We start from the raw sequence: 19,705 nt of genomic DNA on the forward strand, positions 1-19,705 counted from the left end.
GCGGGCCTGGAGAATCTACGACGGGTTGTCGTAGAGGTCGCGATGGACCGGTTGATGGGCCACAGATGCCCGCGTCGTCGACCGGTGGGCTGGGCGGGGATGTCGGCTTGTTCGTCGGAGGCATCCGGGGCATCCGAGGCGTCCGATGACCGTGGCCCGCGCGCCCCGATTCGTTCCCGCGCCACCAGCAACGCGAACGTAAAGCCCACCAGCAGGGGCACGTGACTGGCGATGCGTGCTGCGGTCTCCTCGCCCTCGAAGGCGTCAACGACCTCGTAGCCCACGAGTGCCACCGAATACGCGCCGACGATCGCCGCGACACCGATCGCCGCGACGGGCCAGACGCCGGCGGCGATCATGGCCAGCCCCAACGCCATCAACCACGCAGTGGACTCGTGCATTAGATGCTCGCCCGACATCGCCCCGTGCGTGTGGGACACCATGCCGAAATCGAACCCGCCGATCTGAGCCGCCGCGATCGCCACCTGGAACACACCGACGGCAATGAGGCCCCAGCGCCGGTAGCGCGACCGCAACGCGCGCATCCAGCGTTGCCGCGCGGTGGACCCCTCGCTGAGACTCGCCATGATCTTGTCGGCCAGGTCCGGTCCGTGCCCGGGCTCGACGGAGGCCAGCCGGCGAGTCTGCACGGCCGCGCCGATCAGCCACGTGCGGCACCGGCCGCACGATTCCAGATGGGCATCGACCTGCTGCGCGAGCACCTGCGGACGCTCGCCGTCCAGCCGCGCCGACAGCGCCTCGCGCGCAACCTCACACCGCATCCCTGCATCGTTGCGCATGCCTGGTCCGCGCGCAAAGACCAGGACCTGTGGCACCTCGGTCACTAACCTGGATAGTGCCGAGGTGTGAACACACGATCCCCGGAATCGCCTGAGTACCACTGGGTTTGCGAAGACCCGACGATCAGGAGGCACCGCATGTCGACATCGGCGGGGTTCAGGTCGGCCAGCCGCACGACACTGACGTCTTCATCGGGGCCCGACACGTTGCGGCCGATCACCACCGGTGTGCCGGGTTCGCGATGGGCCAGCAGCAGGTCGCGCATCGCGCCGACCTGCCAGGTCCGCGCCTTAGAGGCCGGGTTGTAGATGGCCAGCACCAAATCGGCGGCGGCCGCGGCGACGAGGCGGTTGGCGATCAAATCCCAAGGCTTGAGCCGGTCGGACAACGAGATCACGGCGTAGTCGTGACCCAGCGGGGCGCCGACCCGGCTGGCGACGGCCTGAGCGGCGGTCATCGCCGGAATCACCCGGACCTGCACATCTGGCCACTGTTTGGCCTCTTCCAGAACGGCGGTGGCCATCGCGAACACGCCCGGATCGCCCGAGGAGACCACCGCGACAGCGTGCCCTTGTTCGGCCAGCGCGCAGGCCAGCCGCGCACGCGCGGGTTCGTCGGTGTTGTCGCTGGGACGACGCCGCTGGCCGTCGCGCACCGGGACGCGGTCCAGGTAGCGGCCGTAACCGATCAGATCGGTCGCGGCGGCCAGCTCGCGGCGGCTCTGCGGTGTCATCCAGTCGCGGTCACCGGGCCCCAGGCCCACCACCGCGACCGTGCCGGCTGTTGGCTTCAACGGTCGCCGGCCGCCCGGCAGCATGGCCAGCGAGAAGTACGGCACCCGGGTCTCGTCGACGTCCGCGGCGGGCAATATGTGTTGTCCCGGGGTGCTGGCGCGCTCCACATAGAAAGCGTCGTCAAGCCGTCCGGACGCCGAAAGTGCTTCGCGGACATTGTGATACGAACGGCCCAGCTTGAGCACCACGGCGGCGTCGGCGTCGGCAAGCCGACGGGTCAGTTCGGCGACCGGCAAGGTGCCCGGCAACACCGACAGCACCTCGTCCCCGGCCACCAGCGGTGTCGCGATGGCCGCCGACGCGGCGCTCACCGACGTCACGCCCGGCACGATGACGGCGTCGAATCGCTGCGTCAGCCGGGTGTGCAGATGCATGTAGGAGCTGTAGAACAGCGGGTCGCCCTCGGCCAGCAGGGCCACGTCGCGTCCGGCATCGAGGTGTGCGGCGATACGCCGGGTGGCGTCGGCGTAGAAGTCCTCGAGCGCACCGGCGTAGCCGCCGGGATGATCGGTCGTTTCGGTGGTCACCGGGTAGATCAGGTGTTCCTCGATCTGACCGGGTCGCAGGTAGGGTTCCGCGATGCCGCGGGCGATGCTGCGACCGTGGCGGGCGCTGTGATAGGCCACCACGTCCGCCTCGCCGAGCACCCGGGCGGCCTTGACTGTCACCAACTCTGGGTCGCCGGGCCCCAGCCCGACCCCCCAGAGCGTGCCTCTCTGTTTGGGCTGGCCCGTCATTCGGTGTCGGCCGCAATCGCGTTGACGGCGGCGGCGGCCATGGCGCTGCCGCCGCGGCGGCCGGTCACCACCAGATAGGACATGCCCCGCGGCCGGTCGATGAGCTCCTGCTTGGACTGCGCCGAGCCGACGAATCCGACCGGCCCGCCCAGCACCGCGACCGGCGCCGAAACCCCCTCGTCGATCAGTTCCAGCAGCCGGAACAGGGCGGTGGGCGCATTGCCGATCGCCAGCACCGCGCCGGCCAGCCGGTCGGCCCACAGCTCCACGGCGGCCGCCGAGCGGGTGGTGTGCCGACGAGCCGCCAGCTCGGCCGCCCGCGGATCAGCCACCAGTGACACGACCTGGTTGTCGGCGGGCAGCCGCGTGGTGGTGATCCCGGCGGCGACCATCGACGAATCGCACAGCACCGGGGCACCGCCGCGCAGGGCGGCGCTGGTCCGGGTGACCACGTCGTCTGCGAAGGCGACGTGCTCGGCGACGTCGACCTGCCCGCAGGTATGGATCAACCGGACCACGACCCGCGCGACATCGGCGGGGAACCGGGTCAGGTCGGCTTCGGCCCGGATGGTCGCGAACGATTGACGATAGATCTCGTCGGCGTCGCGTAGATAGTCGAGCACTCGCTCACCCTACGGCTTTGATTTGCGGAGCAGCCGGTACCCGTCGCCCGTGGCCACCAGCACTTCGCCCACCGGCGGACTGCCGCAGGCACGTTCGCAACCGACGAAGTGGCGGTGCATGGCGGGATCCACGTTCAGCGCGTGCTCCGCATCCGCTCGCACATCGGCGGTCGACTGCGCGCAGCCGGGGCTGCCCGTGCAGGCGCTGACGGTCAGCCAGGGGGAGGTCTCGTCGAACACCAGGCCCAGCGGCGCCAGCACCCGCAGCGCAGCGTCGGCGACGGACTCGTCGAGGTCGCACACCAGCACCGATCGCCACGGCGTGATGACCAGCGGGGCCTCAACAGCGGCCAAGTACTCCGCGAGGCGGGCCGGCAGCACCCCCAACGGGACCGCGGCGCCCAGCGTGACGCGGCCGTCTATCTGGGTCATCCAGCCGACCGGTGCCTTGGTGACGGGCGGGAATGATTCGGCACTTAATTCGGCGCCGGGTACCAGGTCATGAAGGTCATCCAATTCGTTTACCCGCCAGGCTTTTCCGCGAAGTTCCAGGAAGCGCACCGCGACGCCGATCAGCGTGTCGGCGACGTCGCCGACTGCCACCCGGATGCTGGTGTCCTCCCCTGCCAGCAGCAGCGCGCAGCCATCGTCGAACCAGTGCACGCCGACGTCGGCACCCAGGCCGGACACGTCGGCGCGGCCGTCGTCGAGACCGAACCAGAACCGCCCGCCCAGCTCCGCGAGTCTGGGTTCAGCGCAGATCGCCGCGTCCAGCTCATCGACCCACTCTCGCACGTCGACGCGCCCGCCGACCCGGCCGGACAGTGGCGACGCGACGATGTTGCGGACCCTTTCATGCGTCGCCGACGGCAGCAGCCCGGCGGCGGCGATCGCGTCGCCAACCGCCGCGACGTCGGTGATCCCGCGCACCTGCACGTTTCCGCGGGCGGTCAGCTCCAGCGTTCCTGAGCCCAACCGGTTCGAGACGCCGGCCAGCGCCCCCAACTGGGCGGCGGTGATCATGCCGCCGGGCAGTCGGATTCGTGCCATCGCGCCATCGGCCGCCTGATGCACCTGCAGTGCACCCGGGCAGGCATCGGTGTCGCGGGCTCGGGGCATGGTTCACGGTACGTCCTTCGTCTAAAAGGGCGGCGGCTGGTTTCGAGCAGCGACGTGGGCGGCGTTGAGAGCGCGTTCGGCGTTGATTCGGCAGGAGCGGTCTTGTTCGCGGGTTCGGTGGCGCTTGGGCATCATCAACCCGCGCTCGCCGGGTGGTCGGATTAGCGCTGGTGCAGGCGGTATTTCGCCGGTGGGCAGGCACAGGGTGGGGAACAGCAGCCGACTGCCCGGGCGAGTTGTGTAAGTCTGCCCCGTCGGCGATGTCCATACGACGGTGCCGTCAGGCAATTGGTCGCTGGGCCTGTGAGCCACGCTGGCGCACCTGTGTCTTGCCGATGCCCTTTGCCTTATGTAATGGCGTGGCTAGCGCCGTGGCGCTGGTGCACCGATGCCAAGTACTCCACCATCCGGCAAAGGTTGACACCAGCCGCGCTCAACTTGTAGATGGTGGCGTCCCGATCTTCCACGCACGACTGCCAGTCCAGGAACTCCTTCGGCAATTTCTGGTTGTCTGCGTTGAGGTGGATTTTCTGCTCGATTTGGTCGCACACATCCGCGAGGGTCAAGTCTCCCGGCGAACCACCGATGGTGGAGAACCACTTATCAGTCATGTCAGATCGTCTTCTCTCCAAAGAAATAAAGCCCCCGTATCTCGAAGGCTATCGGGTCCCTGTCACGAGGTTTCTGCGGGCCGCTGCCGACCGACGCGAATGTTGCATCGAATCGCAAAATGTTGCATCGAATCGCAAGGTGGCCCCGGCGGATTGGAGACAACACCGAGGCCACTTAGCTAATCGTCGCGCCGCCGCCGGGGTGGCCGGTAGGGTCTTTGGGCATCAAACCTGCTCCGACTTGGCGTTCGAGGGGGGTATCCCAGACGAATGCCCGTGCCGTCGGGGAGTTGCTCGTCGTGCCACGCTGTCCAGAAAGTTTTGAGCAGATGGTGTTTTCTGCATAGACATTTCAAGTTCGACGGATGCGTCAGACCCAGCGGGTAGGGGATCGTGTGGTCGACATCGCAGCACTCCGCAGGCTGGTCGCAGTTCGGGAACCGGCACGTCATGTCGCGGCACCGCACGAACATGTCCAGCGCTGCCGACGGGCGGTAACCCGACTCCGGTGCGACCCGGTTGCCGGGATGGATCATCGGCCGAAGCTGTGCACCATCTCGGATAAGCTCAGCGAGTAGCGGCGCAGGCACCACACCACCACTGGTAATCGAGGCGGCCGGCCGCTTCCTGGGTGTCGCCGCGGGTGGTGCTGGTTCGGATAGGGCGTCTGTCGCTGAGGCGACGGCGACGACGTGGGTAACCACGCACGACGCCCGCTGTTCGCGATCGGCACCGGCGACGCAGTCAATGCTTTCGCAGCGGCAGGCAAGCCGATCGGCCCCGGCGGCCAGCGCGCCCAACGCGTCGGCGCGGCGCTGGCTGAGGGTACGTGGGTCGTGCTCGCAGACATCGTGGGCCATCTGGGTGAGTCGCCGGTCGAGCACAGCGGCATCGGTGGCGTACAGCCGGCCCCACAGGGCGGCGGTGCCGGACTCTTCATTTGCCTGGTCAATCACCACTTCGCGGCTGCGGGCGGCGTCACGGGTGCGCCGCAATGCGGCCGGGTCGTGGTAATCCACCACGGTGTTGATGGCCTGTGCCGTCTTGGTTGCCGATAGCGGCCCGAATCGGGCCGCGTCCTGTGCCAATGTCTCATCGACCAGCCGCAACGTCTCGGGGTCCTTGATGAGATCGGTATGCCACACGATCGTCGACGCCAGCCGTGCGCTGATCTTCCCCTGGGCGAAGAGAGCCGCCACGTGAGGCAGCCGATTGTCTAGTGCGACAGCCAGATACATCTGGCCCGATGCCATACGGTGGCTGATGCCCTGTGCGGCGCCGACTTCAGCGGCCATGGCATCCCAGTTATCGCACGACCAGTGGGCGCAGTCGGTGGGGCCATCGGCGTGGCGGCGCACCCACTCGGCGATGGCGGCGAGGCGACGCGCTGACGCGACGGCCTCCGCCCGGGTCCATTCGGAGATCGCGGCGACCACCGCGTCGTCGTCGGCGCTCTGCAGCGACTCGGCACTTGACCAATTGTCGCACATGTGTTCGATTTTAGCTTGCTTGAATGACGCCGAGAGCATCGAAGCCTTCGGCTGTGGATACAAGCCCAACTGTGGATAACTCGAAACCGCCGCACGAGCGAGCGCCATCAGAAAGATATGAATCTGCACATTTTGATTCCGGCGCCAGCGACGGCGTCGATACTGTTTGTGCAGACCAGCGAGAGGTCAGGTGGTTGTCATGACACCGAAGCGTGCACTGAAAGTCGCGATAATCGGCGCCGGGATGTCGGGCATATGCATGGCGGTCAAGCTGCAGGACGCCGGCATCGACTCGTTCACCATCTTCGAGAAGGCCGACGACGTCGGAGGCACCTGGCGCGACAACACGTATCCCGGTCTTACTTGCGATGTCCCTTCGCGGTACTACTCCTACTCGTTTCGGCCTAACCCCGAATGGTCGCGCCTGCTGCCGCCCGGTCCCGAGATCCAGGTGTATTTCCGGCAGGTGGCCGAAGAACGAGGCATCCGTCCGCACATCCGGTTCGGCACCGACGTCACGACAGCCCGATACGACGACGGGCGGTGGCGGCTCACCACCGCCGACGGCGAGGAAACGTTCGACGTGCTCATCACCGCGACCGGAGTCCTGCGGGTGCCTCGTTATCCGGAGATCGCCGGGCTCGAGATGTTCGCCGGCCCCGCGTTCCACTCATCGCGCTGGGATCACTCGATCTCCTTGCCGGACAAGCGGATCGGTTTGATTGGGACGGGCTCGACGGGCGTGCAGATCACGGCCGAGCTCGGCGGCAAGGTGCATGGTCTGAAGGTTTTCCAGCGCACCGCGCAGTGGGTCTGCCCGGTGCCCAACCTGCGCTACTCGGCCCTGACCCGGGCGGCGCTGCGTCGTTGGCCGAGGCTGAACGGGCTGCCCTACCGCTTCTGGGGAAGGTACATACGGACCATGTTCGGCTCCGCGCCGATCCGCCCGGGTTTCGCGCGCAGGTGGTTCACATTCCTGTGCCGGTGGAACCTGCGGCTCTCGGTGCGCGACGCGCAGTTGCGGGCGAAGCTCACCCCGAAGGACCTGCCGATGTGCAAGCGGCTGATCTTCGCCGGCCACTACTACCGCTCTGTACGGCAGCCGGGAGTCGAGGTGATCACCGACGCTATCGATCGCATCGAGTCCCGCGGCGTTGTCACCGCCGACGGCACCCTGCACGAACTGGACCTCCTGGTGTATGCCACCGGATTCGACGCTCGGGCCTACGTGCGCCCGCTGACGGTGATCGGGGAAGGCGGGCTCACCCTAGACGAGGCTTGGGCCGACGGTCCGATGGCCTACCGTTCGGTCGCGGTGCCCGGGTTCCCCAATCTGTTCATGCTCATGGGCCCGCATTCACCGATCGGCAACCAGTCACTCGTCCCGATCGCCGAGGACCAGGCCGACTATGCGATGTGGTGGATCAACCAGCTCCGCGACGGTGTGGTCCGCACCGCCGCACCGACTGAAGCGGCCACCAAGGAATACAACGAGAGCATGAAAGCCGCTATGCCGCAGACGATCTGGGTCACCGGCTGCAGCAGCTGGTACCTCGGCAAGGACGGTCTACCCGAGCTGTTCCCCTGGACACCGGACACCCACCGCGAGCTCTTGCGCCAACCCGAGCCTGCCGACTTCGACGTGCGCACCGCCTGACAGACCGCGCCTAACTCACCAAGCCATCACCGCAGTGTATCTCGCAAAAATGCCCATGCCGTCGATAGGGCGGCGGTGTGCACGGCCAGGTCGGTGCCGATCAGTGGTCCGGTACCTGGGCCGGCGAGGTCGTCGAAGCTGCCGCCGAGCTCACCTTCGACTCGTCCCACGGGCAGTCGTTGACGGCCGATCGTCCAATGACGCTGGCGGCGTCCTTGAGACTGAATCCGCCGTCGTGGGCGATCGTGAGGGAAAGCCGGAAAATATCGCCACCGGTCTGGGCCTTGTCGAGCGCCGCGCACACCGTCTTACCGTTGCGGCTGACATAGTCATCCACGGGTCCAGCGTGAGCCACCGCCGGGGCGAACATGGAGGTGGCCGCGACGGCGAGCAGAGGCGCGGCCGTGTACAGGGTCCTCACTTCACCTCCGACAGGGCGGCTGAACTCCGACCCAAAGCTATCAAGTCGGTGCCGTCGGCGCTGTATGAGTTTGATATGACTTTCTTCGAGATGACCTGCGGTGCAATGAGTTTGACATCTGCGTGAAACGTGGTGGACACAAATTCAGGACGTCCCCGTGCGCCGGGCATAGGTTGCGCGCTTGCCGCGATCGACGTCGCTGGTGCAAACACGATCCGTCCCGAACGCGCGTCCAATCGCCTCCGATACGCGTTGCGGCATGAAACGCTGCGCCGAGATGACGATGCCGATCGAACGGGGAACGAAAACACGTGGTTTCGGTTTGGCGATCACTCCGACTACCGCCCGGGCCACGTCTTCCGGCTCGGCATTCTTGAAGCCCCTCGCGTGTCCGAAACCGGCAATCATCTCGGTATTCGTCAAGGTCGGCATGATCACCGAGAAGTGCACGCCGCGTCCACGGTTTTCCATGCGAACGGTCTCGGTGTACCCGAGCAAGGCATGCTTTGTGGCGCCATAGGTTGCGAGGCCCGCGGCCGGCAGCACGCTCCCCACAGACCCGATGTTGATGATGTGACCACGACCGCGGGCCAACATCCGTTGTGCGCCCAGCTTGGTACCCAGCATCACGCCCCAGATGTTGACATCAAGCACCCGCCTCGAGACTGCGTCGTCCTCCTCGACCGCGCTACCGACCGCGATAAGGCCGGCGTTGTTCACGAGGACGTCCAGCGGCCCCAGTTGGTCTTCGGCGACGTCGAGGAAATCGGTAAAGGACCGGCGATCGGTGACGTCCAATCCGCGGCAAACCTGCAACCCCAACCGGCTACCCACCTCCTGGACGGTGGATTCGTCGATATCACCGACCGCGACCTTGGCGCCCAGACCTTGCAGAGTGGTTGCGATAGCAAGGCCGATTCCGCGCGCCCCACCAGTGACGGCGACCGTCTTGCCGGAGACGTTTACTGCGACAGGCACAGTTCATAGCGTAGGCCGCCGATGCGGTACGAATGATGGGTGGCCGAGCCAACCGTCCTGCTGCTGTCGACGTCCGACACCGACCTGATCAGCGCCCGATCCAGCGGCAAGAACTATCGGTGGGCCAACCCGTCGCGGCTGTCCGAAGCCGAGCTGCCCGACCTGCTGGCCTCGCTATTGGAGAATGCGGCAATCGTGGTGGTCCGGATCCTCGGCGGCTACCGCGCCTGGCAAAGCGGCATCGACACGGTGATCGCCCGCGGTATCCCGACCGTGCTGGTCAGTGGCGAGCAGGCGGCCGACGCGGAGTTGACCGGCCTGTCCACGGTCGCGGCCGGCATCGCGGTGCAAGCCCACATCTACCTGGCTCACGGGGGCGTGGACAACCTGCGCCAATTGCATGCCTTCTTGACCGACACCCTGCTGATGACCGGCTTCGGGTTCACTCCGCCCGTGGTGACCCCCACCTGGGGTCAGCTGGAGCGGCCGGACGCCGGCACAACCGGCCCGACGATCGCGGTGCTCTACTACCGCGCACAGCACTTGGCCGGCAACACCGCCTACGTCGAGTCGCTGTGCCGGGCGATCGAGGATGCGGGCGCGCGGCCGCTGCCCGTCTACTGCGCATCGTTGCGCACCGCCGAACCCGGACTGCTGCAACGACTCGGCGACGCCGACGCGATGGTGGTCACCGTGCTGGCCGCCGGGGGACTCAAGCCCGCCACGGTCTCCGCCGGCGGCGATGACGACAGCTGGAACGTCGAACACCTGGCGGCCCTGGACATCCCGATCCTGCAGGGTTTGTGCCTGACCAGCCCGCGCAGCCAGTGGCGTGACAACGATGACGGCCTGTCCCCGCTCGATGTGGCCAGTCAGGTCGCCGTGCCCGAATTCGACGGCCGGATCATCACAGTTCCGTTCTCGTTCAAAGAGATTGACGACGACGGGTTGATCTCGTATGTCGCCGACGCGGAGCGCTGCGCGCGGGTCGCCGGTCTGGCGGTCCGGCACGCGCAGCTGCGGCATGTCGCTCCCGCCGACAAACGGGTGGCCCTGGTGTTCTCGGCGTATCCCACCAAGCACGCCCGGATCGGCAACGCGGTCGGCCTGGACACCCCGGCCAGCGCCGTCGCGCTGCTGCGAGCCATGCGCGATCACGGGTATCAGGTGGGCGAGGTTCCCGGTGTCGAGAACGCCGACGGCTCGGATGGTACAGCCTTGATTCACGCCCTGATCGAACGCGGCGGACAAGACCCCGACTGGCTCACCGACGGCCAACTGGCCGGCAACCCCATTCGGGCGTCCGCCAAGGATTACCGCGATTGGTTTGCCACCCTGCCCGACGAGCTCACGGCGGCCGTGCAGCAGCACTGGGGGCCGCCCCCGGGAGAGCTGTTCGTCGACCGCAGCCACGATCCCGACGGCGAGATCGTCATCGCCGCAATGCAAGCCGGCAACCTGGTTCTGATGGTCCAGCCGCCTCGCGGCTTCGGCGACAACCCGGTGGCCATCTACCACGACCCGGACCTACCGCCCAGCCACCACTACCTGGCCGCCTATCGCTGGCTGGATGTTGGATTCGGAGCGCACGCCGTGGTGCACCTGGGCAAGCACGGCAACCTGGAATGGCTGCCGGGCAAGACGCTGGGCATGTCGGCGGCCTGCGGATCCGACGCCGCGCTGGCCAACCTGCCGCTGATCTACCCATTCCTGGTCAACGACCCCGGGGAGGGCACCCAGGCCAAGCGGCGGGCACACGCGGTTCTCGTCGACCACCTGATCCCGCCGATGGCGCGCGCTGAAACCTATGGTGACATAGCGCGTTTGGAGCAGCTGCTCGACGAGCACGCCAACGTCGCCGCGCTGGATCCCGGCAAGCTGCCCGCCATCCGCCAGCAGATCTGGACGCTGATCCGGGCCGCCAAGATGGACCACGACCTGGGACTGACCGAGCGGCCGGAAGAGGACTCGTTCGATGACATGATCTTGCACATCGACGGCTGGTTGTGCGAGATCAAGGATGTCCAGATCCGCGACGGCCTGCACATCCTTGGCCAAAAGCCAACGGGGGGGGCCGAACTCGACCTGGTGCTGGCCATCCTGCGGGCCCGCCAGCTGTTCGGCGGCGAGCACGTCCTCCCCGGCCTGCGGCAGGCGCTTGGTTTGGCCGAGGACGGCAGCGACGAGCGGTCCTCGGTGGACCAGGCCGAGGCGGCCGCCCGGCACCTGGTCGCGGCGCTGCAGGCCACCGGCTGGGATCCGGACGCCGCCGACCGGCTCACCGACAACGCCGACGTCGCAGCGGTGTTGCGGTTCGCGGCCACCGAGGTCGTGCCGCGGCTTGCCGGCACGGCATCCGAAATCGAGCAGGTATTGAAAGCCTTGGATGGCCATTTCATCCCGGCCGGCCCTTCCGGGTCCCCACTGCGCGGCCTGGTCAACGTGCTGCCCACCGGTCGCAACTTCTACTCCGTCGACCCCAAGGCGATACCATCGCGGCTGGCGTGGGAAGCCGGTGTGGCACTGGCGGACTCACTGCTGCAGCGCTACCGCAACGACCACGGGCAGTGGCCGCAGTCGGTTGGCCTGTCGGTCTGGGGCACGTCAGCGATGCGCACCGCCGGCGACGACATCGCCGAAGTGCTTGCACTGCTAGGGGTTCGGCCGGTCTGGGACGACGCGTCTCGGCGAGTCGTCGGCCTGACGCCGATCCCGCTGGCCGAGCTGGGGCGGCCACGGATCGACGTGACGGTGCGGATCTCCGGGTTTTTCCGCGACGCCTTCCCGCACGTCGTGACCATGCTCGACGACGCGGTCCGGCTCGTCGCCGACCTCGACGAGCCCGCCGTCGAGAACTACGTGCGCGCGCACGCGCAGGCCGATCTGGCCCAGCACGGCGACGCAAGGCGCTCCACCACAAGAATTTTCGGCTCCAAGCCGGGCACCTACGGGGCCGGGCTGTTGCAGCTGATCGACAGCCGCAACTGGCGCGACGACGCCGACCTCGCGCAGGTATACACCGCCTGGGGCGGATTCGCCTATGGGCGCGGCCTCGACGGCCGCGAGGCGGTCGACGATATGAACCGGCAGTACCGGCGCATCGCGGTGGCCGCCAAGAACACCGACACTCGCGAGCACGACATCGCCGACTCCGACGACTACTTCCAATATCACGGCGGCATGGTGGCCACGGTGCGGGCACTGACCGGCCAGGCACCTGTGGCCTACATCGGCGACAACACCAGACCCGACGCGATCCGCACCCGCACGCTGTCCGAGGAGACCACCCGGGTGTTCCGCGCCCGAGTGGTCAATCCCCGCTGGATGGCCGCGATGCGCCGGCACGGCTACAAGGGTGCATTCGAGATGGCAGCAACCGTCGACTATCTGTTCGGTTACGACGCCACCGCCGGGGTGATGGCCGATTGGATGTACGAACAACTCACCGAGCGTTACGTTTTGGACCCGGAGAACCGAAAGTTCATGGCCGAGTCCAACCCGTGGGCGCTGCACGGCATGGCCGAACGGCTCTTGGAGGCCGCCGGCCGCGGCATGTGGGTCGATCCGCAACCGGACACCCTCGACGGGTTGCGGCAGGCGCTGCTGGAAACCGAAGGCGACCTTGAGGGCTAGTCGGCCATTGCTCGCCGAGCGTGACGTTGCAGTCACTTTCGAGCCCGAGCGTGACTGCAGCGTCACGTTCGCGCAGAAACCGGGCGCTAAACGAAATCCGAGCCGCCGTCCACGTTGATCGTGGCTCCGGTGACGTAGCCGTTTCGCCGCGACGCCAAGTAGGCGGTGAGGGAGGCGACCTCTTCGGGCAGTCCGGCACGGCCGAGGTCGCAGGGCTGGTGAAAGTTGTTGTCAATCCAGGTCATAACGTCGACGGGGTTAGTGGCGTCCAGGCCGTCGGCGGCGAGGATGTCTTTGAGGTTTTCGGTAAAGCTGGCAGTCACGATGGTTCCGGGGCAGACGCAATTCACCAGGATGCCATCGGCGGCAAGGCTTTTGGACAAGTTCTTGGTGATGCTGGCCAAGGCCGCCTTCGATGCCGTATATGCGACGATCCGCGGGTTCTGCCGCTGAATCGAGTGTGCAGAGAAGGTCACGATGCGGGCCCATTCCGCCGAGCGCAGCAGCGGCAACGAGGCGCGGATCGCTCGCACCCCCGACATCGTGCCGAGCGCGAACGTATTGTCCCACCCCGCATCGTCCATCTGCTCGAAATAGCCGTCGCCCGGCCCGGTCGTGTGGACCAGGCAATTAAGTCGACCCCAACGCTCGGCGAGCGCGGCGAATCCATCGGCGATGGACCGCGCATCAGTCATGTCGACGCTGATTCCCACGGCGTCCGGCGCGCCGGCCTCGCGCAGCGCCGCCACGGCGGCATCGAGAGCTTCGGAGCCTCTGGCCATCACCGCCACGCTGGCTCCTTCGGCCGCCAGGGTTTGGGCAACGGCCAGCCCCATTCCCTTGCTGCCGCCCGTGACCACGGCTGTCGATCCACCGAAACCCAGATCCATCGCTAGTCTCCTTTGATCAGTTCTCTACAGAGCCACACCCAGCCCGCGCAGACAGAAACGCAGAATGCGTTCGCGAAGGTCATCGCGGTCGCAATCGCCCGTCGCCCAGTGCTGGTTGATGCCCGCCCACACCACGCCGTGGATGAACTGGGCGTCGGTCACCGGGTCGATGTGGTGGAACACCCCGGCCCGCAGACCGCGCTGAAGCGCGTCGCGCAGCGGCGTGAGCATCTCCGCGTAGGCGGGCTGAACCAGACCTGGGGACTGCGATTGAGCTTCCAGCGACAGACGGCGCAAATCGGATCCGATGCTGTCGTCGAACGCCAAGTCCAGGCGGCCGTCGATCCAGGCCGTCACCGCCTCGATCTCCGTTGTGGCAGTAGCCATTCGGCGTCGTAACCGCCGCTTCTCGACGCGCGCGGTCTCCAGGAAGACCGCGGCGACGAGTTCTTCCTTGGAGTCGAAGTGACGGTAGAACGCGCGTGTGCTCAGGTTGGCTCGTTCCAGGACGGTGGCGAGGCTGAGTCCGCGAACCCCGTGCTCCCGCAGCGTTGTTGACGCGGCGGCAAGGATCTCGCGGCGCACGGTGGGGTCGGGACTCAGCTTGTCGCGTCGCCGCGTGCGAGGAGCACTCACGGCGTCAGGCTGTTGCGTCGTAGGTGGCGAGGTAGTCTGCGAACCGCTCGCGAACGCCTTCGGGTGTCAGGCCGTAGTCGGCCAGGTGATATTCGTGAGTACCCCGGGAGCCGGGTTTGTGCCCCTGGGCCCACTGCGTGACCGAATGCAGGGTGGCATCGGTGAAGGTCAAACCCAGGGATTCATAACTGGTTTGCAGGGTGCGTATCGGGTCGGTTTGCAAATCGGCGAACGAGACGTCCGTGAATCGGTCGTCGCCCATCCGGCTGCGGAAATCCATTGCACGCCGGACAGCTTCGACCCAGCTGTCGAGTTGCTCGGCGCCGAGTTCCTTGGCGTCGTTGCGGTCGCTGCTCCAGCTGCGCACGTACTGGATCAGGCTGCACACCGAGCCCATCACCTTGGCCGGATCGCGATGATTCCATAGGAATTTGGCGTTGGGATAGGCCTCGACGAGCGCGTCGAGTGCGAACATGTGCACGGGCGTCTTGAGGTGCCACAGCACCGGTGGGCAATGCCATTGCAACAGCTTGAGTACTCGCCGGTGAAAGGTGTAGGTCTCGCGCATGTCGCAGTGCATCACCCAAGCAAGATAGGCGGGCGCCCGAACGGCGCCGTCGAAGTGGAAGGTCCGGAAACTCATGCCCATCAGGTCCTGGCATTCGGTCGGGGCGGTGGCCTCGGAGTTGTGCATCGTCTTCATCAGCGGGAACATGTCGTCGAGCATTTTCAGGCCGGCCTCGGCCTGCGCGATCCGCGGGTCGCTGTGTTGGGTGGTGGCCTCCGGCGGAGGTGTGGGCGCCTGGGATTCCCACGTCCGCAGGGACCGGAACTGGGGATCGGCGGCGACCAGTTGGCTCAGGGCCGTGGTGCCGGTGCGGGGCAAGCCGATCACGAAGACCGGGCCGCCGACCTCCTGGTCGTCGATCTTGGGGTGCCGGCGGTAGGTGTCCTCGATCTTGAGGCGTTGAATCAGGGCGTTGCTGATGGTCGCGTGCTGAATGACGCGGCCCACGTCGTTGAGGTCCGCCTCGGTGTTGAGCGCTTCCACGATGCGTTCGAGTCCCTCGCGATAATACGGCGAGCCGAAGTCCTCAAGACCCGTTGCAGCGCAAGCGCCTTCTTCCAGCTCGTTGGCATCGAACGTCATTGTCCGAACCTTTCCCGCACGGCGCGGCGGCGTGCCGCGAGGATGGATTTCCGCTCTTCTGGGGTGACCGTTGTGGTGTCCCAGGGCAATTCCGCATGAATGTCGTCGAACGCCACCACCCGCGTCGACGGCGTGGGCGCGGTTGTGGTGCGTACGCAGCGCAGGATGATCGGCCCGTTGCTGTAGCCGGCGGTGTCGAGCCAATTCGCGACCCCCGGGTCGCGGGCACACAGCACCACGCGCACCAGGCCATCGGAATCGACGACAGCCTGATGCGCGTTCAGGCTGGATTGGTGGCGCCCGTAGTGAATGGTCTCCCACCACGGATTGCCGATCGAGAAGCTCCAGTAAATGCCCTCGGGTGGTTCGACTTCGACGATGAGCGCCTCGTCCGCACGCAGCTCCCAGCGGCCGATCACCGGCCGGTTTTCTGCGGCGGCACCGATGTCGCGGCGATCGATCGGCGGCAGGAAGCCGTTCGTCGGTGCCGCGGCGCCGAACTGCAGAAAGAACGCCAGGTTGTCGTGGACGAAGTCGCCGAGAGCGACCAGCTGCCGCGACACCGCCACCTCCGGGTCGACCGGACGTCCCTCGGGCAGCACCGCGTCGCCGAGCCGCTCGATGCGCAGCGACGACGCCACCTCGGTGTCGCAGTCGTAGAAGAAGTGCCGCACCGTCAGCGTGGGATGGTCGCCCTCGATACGCATCCAATTTCCGGCTTGCTGATCGGTCGACAGCACCACCTCGAAGTTTCCGTTGGCGTCGACCTCGAGTTCGTCGACCAGTGCGTTCCCGGTTGCCGCGATGCCGTTCATCGTCTGTAGCCCGACGTACCGCGCGGTGCCGCGGTTGCCGAACAGTCGGTAACTCTGGCCGCCGCGCAGCACGGCGCGGGTGTAGATGCAGTCGGGGCACTCCATTCCCCAGGTCACGGCGTCGTCAGTACTGGTGGCGGCGACAGACAGGATCGGATCTGGGTCGAACCGCAACAACTCGTCGATACCCGCAGCGAGCAGCACGAGCAGGTGCCGCATGCCCGCGGCGAGATCGGCCCGATTTCGATTCGCCGGGTCGGATTCCACCACCTGCGCGGCTTGGCGCAGCCGATCCAACAAATGCGACCATGCCGACAGCGGGCCGTGGCTGACGTCGTCGGGTTCACCCGACCCGGCATCTAAGGCCGCCTCGGCGATCGAGAACGGCAACCATGCCAGCGGCTTCGGGTCGCTCACGTTTTCCCCGCTTCCGTCGGCGTTTCAAAGCACGGTGCCCTTAAGTGAAAACAATATTTTCACTTAAGAATCGGGAATGTCAACGCCCAGCGAGGTAGGTTGGCACCGTGACACCCTCGTTCGCCGACCTTGCCAAGGCGCAATACATCCTGCTGACCACGTTCACCAAGGACGGCCGGCCCAAGCCCACTCCGATCTGGGCCGCCTTGGACACAGAGCGCGGGGACCGGCTGCTGGTGATCACCGGGGGAGGCTCGTGGAAGGTCAAGCGGATCCGCAACACGCCCCGCGTGACGATGGCCACCTGCACCATGGGTGGGCGTCCGACGAGCGAGGCCGTTGAGGGCACCGCGGCCGTGCTGGACGGGTCGCAGACGGGTGCCGTCTACGACGCGATCGGCAAGCGGTACGGCAGCGTGGGCAAGGTATTCAACTTCTTCAGCAAGCTGCGCGGCGGCATGGAAAACAACGTCGGCCTCGAGCTCAGAGTGGCCCCGGCCTGATGGTGGCGACCCGCTGAGCTGCCGCAGGTGAGTACCGTGCTGATCCCGATCCCGGATCGTGATTTCGACCCGACGGAGGTCGCGGTCAGCTGGCGCGTCCTGACCCGCAACGGTCACCGCGTCGTCTTCGCCACCGAAAGCGGCACGCCCGGGGTTGCCGACGACATCATGGTCAGCGGCCGGGGCCTGGACATCTGGTCCGGGCTACCGGTATTGGGCGCCATTCCGCTGATTGGGCTGGCGCTGCGGGCGAATAGGGACGGTCGCGAAGCATACCGGAACATGTTGGCCTCGAATGAGTTTCAGCATCCGGTGAGCTGGCCTCAGGCAAGCCTCGACGGTATTGATGCGTTGCTGCTGCCCGGCGGCCACCGCGCCCGCGGAATGCGCAGCTTCATCGACAGCGAGATCCTGCAACGGCTCGTCGTCGACGCCTTCGCCCGCGGGATGATCGTGGCCGCGATCTGTCACGGCGTGCTGCTTGCGGCCCGCAGCGTTGATCCCGCCACCGGTCGCTCGGTGCTCTACGGACGCAAGACCACCGCGCTGACGTGGGCGCTGGAGCGCACCGCCTGGCGCCTCACCCGCGTCACCCGCTTCTGGGATCCCAACTACTACCGCACCTACACCGAGGAACCCGGCCAGCCCGGTGGGTACATGTCGGTGCAGTCGGAAGTCACTCGTGCGCTTCGAGATTCAGCGGATTTCTGTGACGTCGCCCGCGGGTCGCCGCGGTGGCGGCGCAAGACCTCCGGCATGGTACGCGACACGGCGAGCGACTCGCGGCCGGCGTTCGTCGTCGACGACGGCACCTATGTGTCGGCGCGCTGGCCGGGTGACACCCACACCTTTGCGACGGTCTTGTCCGAGAAGTTGGCTCAGACGTCGTAGGGGCCCATCTGTTTCGCCGTGAACGCGTACGGGCTGTTTCGATCCCGCATCACCATGTTGGGAACCGCCACCCCGAACACGGCGCTGCCGACCGCGCCGCCCAGGCCTTTGGCCCAGTCCGCCCGGTCGAGTGAACCACCCTGGGCACCAGCATTTATGGCCTTGACGTAACCGATACCGATAGGGAACGGCACCGATGCGCGGCCAATGTGTGCGGTGCTTGGCTAGCACCAGTTAGAGCCTATGTCGTTGCGTCCGCCCGCAGGTGCTCGCCAAAGAACGTGAAGACGCGGCTCCACGCGTCTTCGGTCGCGGTTTGGTTGTAGCCGAACCCCGCGATGCGAATCAGGGGCTGGGCGGGGAGTTTGTTCGCGAAGCCGTGCCCCGCGCCGGGGTAGGACTTGATATCGGCGGTGATGTGTTTGCTCGTCGTCACTTCGCGCAATTTCTTGGGCGCGCCGACACCTAGCGGGTCGCGGCCGCCGAAGCTCGCCACGATCGGGCATGCCCCGTCCAGCGTCTCGCTGAGATTGCGGGGCAGCGGCGTGCCGTAGAACGGTGCCGAGGCGCCAAAACCTTTGGGCGACATGACGAGCGCGAACCCACCGCCCATGCAGAAGCCTGCGATGCCGACCCGCCCGGAGCATTCCCGCATCCCCAGCAGGTGATCGCGCGCAGCCAGAATGTCGTCAAGGGCGCGGCCCCGTTTGGTCAGCAGCTCACGCATGACTCGCATGACGCAGCGGGCCCGGCCGCCCCGCGCGAACATGTTCGGCGTCAACGCGACATAGCCGGCCCGGGCGATGTGGTCGTTGATCGACTCCTTGTCTGGCTCGTAGCCGATCGCGTCGTGGATCACCACCACGCCCGGCCACGGGCCTTTCCCTGGGGGAATGCTGAGCAGCGCATCGATCGGTCCGTCGGGGGTGTCGATCTCAATCGTGGTCATAGCGTTATCTAACTGCAGTCGCGATGTGCACCGAAATAGGAACTTCGGCTTAGTCCACAGACGTTGGCGTCACATGATGCGGCGGTTGTTACTCTCCTACGCTGTCGTCGAGCTCGTTGTGCTCGTCGGGCTTGCGGCGACGATCGGCGTCGGCTGGACCTTGTTGGTGCTGTTGGCCACCTTCGTACTCGGGTTAGTCCTGTGGGCGCCGCTAGCCGGCTGGCAGCTCAGCAGTCAAGTCGCCCAGTTGCGATCGGGTCTGAAGGAACCGCGCGTTGCGCTGAGCGATGGCGCGGTGGTTGCTCTGGCCAGTGGCCTGATCCTCGTTCCGGGGCTGGCCACAACCGTTCTGGGGCTGTTGCTGCTGGTGCCGCCGATACGGGCGGCCGCCCGCCCCGGATTGGCCGCCATCGCGATGCGCCGGTTCCAGTGGCAGGTGCCGCTGAGTACCGACACGGCCGCTGCAAGCGCCGACCGCCGCGACTTCATCGACGGCGAAGTGATCGATGTGATCGACTCCGAGCCGCCGATCTTGCCGCAGGGCCCGATTGGCCCGATTGGTCAGGGGCCTTCAGTGCGGCGCACGTAGT

At 66.6% G+C, this 19,705-nt stretch carries 18 protein-coding genes and 1 pseudogene; 5 read left to right on the forward strand and 14 right to left on the reverse strand.

What is annotated here, in order from left to right:
• Positions 1–167 precede the first annotated feature (167 nt).
• The 6 genes and pseudogenes from ACLP9N_RS10940 to ACLP9N_RS10965 all read right to left on the reverse strand — a co-directional run.
• Positions 168–800, reverse strand: a pseudogene (locus tag ACLP9N_RS10940) (DUF2275 domain-containing protein); the annotation flags it as partial.
• A gap of 44 nt (positions 801–844) precedes the next feature.
• Complete coding sequence (locus ACLP9N_RS10945; protein WP_442407429.1) at positions 845–2,332, reverse strand: precorrin-2 C(20)-methyltransferase; 1,488 nt, start codon at positions 2,330–2,332, stop codon at positions 845–847.
• Positions 2,329–2,955, reverse strand: coding sequence for a precorrin-8X methylmutase (locus tag ACLP9N_RS10950; RefSeq protein ID WP_442407430.1), 627 nt, complete (start codon positions 2,953–2,955; stop codon positions 2,329–2,331). The genes ACLP9N_RS10945 and ACLP9N_RS10950 overlap by 4 nt, the downstream gene beginning before the upstream one ends.
• A gap of 9 nt (positions 2,956–2,964) precedes the next feature.
• Positions 2,965–4,074 carry a precorrin-3B synthase gene (gene cobG, locus ACLP9N_RS10955; protein WP_442407431.1) on the reverse strand — a complete coding sequence of 370 codons (1,110 nt, stop codon included), beginning with the start codon at positions 4,072–4,074 and terminating at the stop codon, positions 2,965–2,967.
• Positions 4,075–4,421: 347 nt separating this feature from the next.
• Positions 4,422–4,685: a hypothetical protein gene (locus ACLP9N_RS10960; RefSeq protein WP_442407432.1), complete on the reverse strand. Its 264-nt coding sequence runs from the start codon at positions 4,683–4,685 to the stop codon at positions 4,422–4,424.
• Between the two features lie 179 nt (positions 4,686–4,864).
• A complete protein-coding gene (locus ACLP9N_RS10965; RefSeq protein ID WP_442407433.1) occupies positions 4,865–6,175 on the reverse strand; it encodes a DUF222 domain-containing protein in 1,311 nt (436 codons plus the stop codon).
• Between the two features lie 199 nt (positions 6,176–6,374).
• Between ACLP9N_RS10965 and ACLP9N_RS10970 the strand changes: the two genes are divergently transcribed.
• A complete protein-coding gene (locus tag ACLP9N_RS10970; RefSeq protein WP_442407434.1) occupies positions 6,375–7,832 on the forward strand; it encodes a flavin-containing monooxygenase in 1,458 nt (485 codons plus the stop codon).
• 100 nt (positions 7,833–7,932) lie between these two features.
• On the opposite strand, the gene ACLP9N_RS10975 is transcribed toward ACLP9N_RS10970, so the two are convergent.
• Both ACLP9N_RS10975 and ACLP9N_RS10980 read right to left on the reverse strand, forming a co-directional pair.
• Positions 7,933–8,253 (reverse strand): hypothetical protein, encoded by a 321-nt coding sequence (locus tag ACLP9N_RS10975; RefSeq protein WP_442407435.1) that lies wholly within the window; start codon positions 8,251–8,253, stop codon positions 7,933–7,935.
• Between the two features lie 144 nt (positions 8,254–8,397).
• Entirely contained in the window at positions 8,398–9,231 is an 834-nt protein-coding gene (locus tag ACLP9N_RS10980; RefSeq protein ID WP_442407436.1) for an SDR family oxidoreductase, read from the reverse strand.
• Positions 9,232–9,270: 39 nt separating this feature from the next.
• On the opposite strand from ACLP9N_RS10980, the gene cobN reads away from it, so the two are divergent.
• Positions 9,271–12,864: a cobaltochelatase subunit CobN gene (gene cobN, locus ACLP9N_RS10985; protein ID WP_442407437.1), complete on the forward strand. Its 3,594-nt coding sequence runs from the start codon at positions 9,271–9,273 to the stop codon at positions 12,862–12,864.
• Between the two features lie 86 nt (positions 12,865–12,950).
• On the opposite strand, the gene ACLP9N_RS10990 is transcribed toward cobN, so the two are convergent.
• The 4 genes from ACLP9N_RS10990 to ACLP9N_RS11005 are packed head-to-tail and all read right to left on the reverse strand — an operon-like array spanning position 12,951 to position 16,772.
• Positions 12,951–13,754 (reverse strand): SDR family NAD(P)-dependent oxidoreductase, encoded by an 804-nt coding sequence (locus ACLP9N_RS10990; protein ID WP_442407438.1) that lies wholly within the window; start codon positions 13,752–13,754, stop codon positions 12,951–12,953.
• Between the two features lie 24 nt (positions 13,755–13,778).
• On the reverse strand, positions 13,779–14,390 hold the full coding sequence (locus ACLP9N_RS10995; protein WP_442407439.1) for a TetR/AcrR family transcriptional regulator: 612 nt from the start codon (positions 14,388–14,390) through the stop codon (positions 13,779–13,781).
• 4 nt (positions 14,391–14,394) lie between these two features.
• A complete protein-coding gene (locus tag ACLP9N_RS11000) occupies positions 14,395–15,540 on the reverse strand; it encodes a sulfotransferase family protein (protein WP_442407440.1) in 1,146 nt (381 codons plus the stop codon).
• The gene (locus tag ACLP9N_RS11005; protein ID WP_442407441.1) at positions 15,537–16,772 is read right to left on the reverse strand and encodes a DUF1214 domain-containing protein; all 1,236 of its coding nucleotides are present in this window, start codon (positions 16,770–16,772) and stop codon (positions 15,537–15,539) included. Before ACLP9N_RS11005 ends, ACLP9N_RS11000 begins: the two co-directional genes overlap by 4 nt.
• A 107-nt stretch (positions 16,773–16,879) precedes the next feature.
• On the opposite strand from ACLP9N_RS11005, the gene ACLP9N_RS11010 reads away from it, so the two are divergent.
• Positions 16,880–17,275 (forward strand): PPOX class F420-dependent oxidoreductase, encoded by a 396-nt coding sequence (locus ACLP9N_RS11010; RefSeq protein WP_442407442.1) that lies wholly within the window; start codon positions 16,880–16,882, stop codon positions 17,273–17,275.
• A gap of 27 nt (positions 17,276–17,302) precedes the next feature.
• Positions 17,303–18,166, forward strand: coding sequence for a type 1 glutamine amidotransferase domain-containing protein (locus ACLP9N_RS11015; RefSeq protein ID WP_442407443.1), 864 nt, complete (start codon positions 17,303–17,305; stop codon positions 18,164–18,166).
• On the opposite strand, the gene ACLP9N_RS11020 is transcribed toward ACLP9N_RS11015, so the two are convergent.
• Positions 18,154–18,360, reverse strand: coding sequence for a hypothetical protein (locus ACLP9N_RS11020; protein WP_442407444.1), 207 nt, complete (start codon positions 18,358–18,360; stop codon positions 18,154–18,156). The genes ACLP9N_RS11015 and ACLP9N_RS11020 overlap by 13 nt on opposite strands.
• Before the next feature lie 47 nt (positions 18,361–18,407).
• Complete coding sequence (locus ACLP9N_RS11025) at positions 18,408–19,115, reverse strand: dienelactone hydrolase family protein (RefSeq protein ID WP_442407445.1); 708 nt, start codon at positions 19,113–19,115, stop codon at positions 18,408–18,410.
• 73 nt (positions 19,116–19,188) lie between these two features.
• Here ACLP9N_RS11025 and ACLP9N_RS11030 point away from each other — a divergent pair, with 73 nt between their 5' ends.
• Positions 19,189–19,704, forward strand: coding sequence for an FxsA family protein (locus ACLP9N_RS11030; protein ID WP_442407446.1), 516 nt, complete (start codon positions 19,189–19,191; stop codon positions 19,702–19,704).
• Position 19,705: the final 1 nt, after the last annotated feature.

This window comes from Mycobacterium sp., from assembly GCF_052144515.1.
In the GTDB taxonomy this organism is placed as follows: domain Bacteria; phylum Actinomycetota; class Actinomycetes; order Mycobacteriales; family Mycobacteriaceae; genus Mycobacterium.